The sequence below is a fragment of the Cupriavidus sp. UYPR2.512 genome (genome assembly GCF_000379565.1).
In the GTDB taxonomy this organism is placed as follows: domain Bacteria; phylum Pseudomonadota; class Gammaproteobacteria; order Burkholderiales; family Burkholderiaceae; genus Cupriavidus.
Genome location: NZ_KB903044.1, coordinates 1 through 1,909 on the forward strand (window position 1 = coordinate 1; position 1,909 = coordinate 1,909).

Annotated in this window: 2 protein-coding genes; both read left to right on the forward strand. The window is 62.6% G+C overall.

The genetic code is table 11. The annotated features are described in order from the left end of the window. A partial coding sequence (locus tag A3A5_RS44945) for a hypothetical protein (protein ID WP_232431385.1) occupies nt 1-279 on the forward strand: 279 nt, incomplete at its 5' end. Between the two features lie 494 nt (nt 280-773). Then, nucleotides 774-1,175: a hypothetical protein gene (locus tag A3A5_RS45740; protein ID WP_369797794.1), complete on the forward strand. Its 402-nt coding sequence runs from the start codon at nt 774-776 to the stop codon at nt 1,173-1,175. The last annotated feature ends 734 nt before the right edge of the window (nt 1,176-1,909 follow it).

Consider the following 1,909-nt stretch of genomic DNA (forward strand, 5'->3'; position numbering starts at 1 on the left):
CCTGAACTGCTTATTCTCAATCCGAATAAGGCGAAGCGTTTTCATAACCACAAGGCTTATGATAGCAATTCGGCCTTATCTTGGTCAGAGGCCAATACTCTTGATGCTGTCGCGCAGACCTTGCGTACGGGCTTTGCGGAAGGGACTTCTTCAACGATGACAGTCGTCATAGGACCAGCGCTCGGGGACCGCCTGCCGGAGTCAAACCTGACGCTCGCGTCATGGCCACGGCTTGCTCGATACCGCGTCCGACAACGTCTTAAAAGCGTTGACTCATGATGTAGTGGGTCAGTTTTGAAGCCATTGCGCCTTCCCTCTGTGGTTCGTGAGTTCATCATAGCGGACCACGCAGCTTCGTGCGCAAGGGCAGGATGGGCACGCCCGCCCAGGTGTTGCAGATGTTCTGGCAGGTACTGCGCGGGCGCACGCGCGTCACTATCGACCATACCGCCTTGCCGGACGCACTGACATACATCGCGGAGGGGGCTGTGCAGACCATCTGGCAGGCGCCCACGAGGCCCGCCACCGGCGAGCTGGCCATGCGGCCAGCGCCGCCGAGGCCATTTCAGCGCGGGCCGAGACCGCGGCGGCCCGGGATAAGGTGCCCGCCATGTCGGCTCCACTGGTCAAAGCGCCGAAGTGCACGACGCCGTGCAGGCGAATCTGATCGCGGGGCGCCTGGCGCACGCGGCGACCAAGGCCCGGCGGAAGGCGGGGCGGGCGAACTGTATGCTCCCGGGGAGGACCGGGCCGAGTCCAGCGAGCACCGTGCCTTGCGCGAACTGGATGTGGAGCGCACTGCGCGCCAGAAGAGCGAGCGCGCCGCCGAAGAGCTACGCGCGGAGCTGGTGGCGACGCGCGGCGAGGCACGCGACGCGGCGGTGCCACAGGCCGAGGCCCGTGCCCGGCTCGAAGCCCAGGCCGCGGCGCTCACGGAGCGGCTCACTGAGCGGCTCACTGAGCGGCTCACTGAGCGGCTCGCCGCCGCCGAGGTGGCTCAGGGCCAGGAAGCCGTCGACCGGGACGCAGTCCAGACCGAGTTGGCGGCGGCCCAGCGCCGGGCCGAGCGCGCTGAGGCGGAAGCCGCGCTAGCGCGCCAGCTGCTGGCAAAAATTGCGCCTGCCGCGCGAGCGGGAACGGCAGCGCAAATCCAGCAGCCCGGCATCGACCGATAGCGAAGCACCAAACGAAAGCCCACGACAAGTACGGGACGCCTTCTACCGGCTCGGAATCCGTGATCACAATGGAAATGGCCTCTTCGCAATAGCCGGGAAAAAAATGCGGGCTATCTGACCCTAAAAAATTCCTTACCCTCCCCAGCATTGACCGCCCGCTGCAGCCAGTCCGGCATCTGGCCAGTCCCGGTTTCCGATTCACAACGCTCGACGCGCTTTTTTTTTGCAGCTGGCGTGCCGCCCTTGCGGGGTAACGACTCTGGGGAGCGGCCTTGGTAACATCTGGGGCCGATTGAGGCCAAGAGCACAGTAATAGTGGCGTATGAGGCTCTTTTTCCTGTGCCTAACCCGACCAACAGTAGCCCTGGATGGCTAGAAACCTCTTGCGGAACTTACCACGGTGGTAAATAATCGAAAAAACGTAAGCCAATACGCCGGAGCGAGTCCCTCAGATGTAGGTGGGGGCAGTCGTAAGATTCAGGGGAAGGCAGATGGGCCACTTTACGACCCTGCGGCAATCATCGCGCTGCTCGAGGTTGGTGCGGATGGCGAGAACTATTCGCCAGTCATTCCATTCACCGAAAAGTGCGCTAGGGACGTCCAGAAGTATGAGCTGGACGCAAAGGAGCTAGCCGCTCTGGTGTTCCGTTGCGGGCTGAATGAGAGTTGGCGTCGCGAGATATTTGGCATGAGACAGGGGCGGATGTCTCGCGCTTTTTGCACAAGAGATTCAC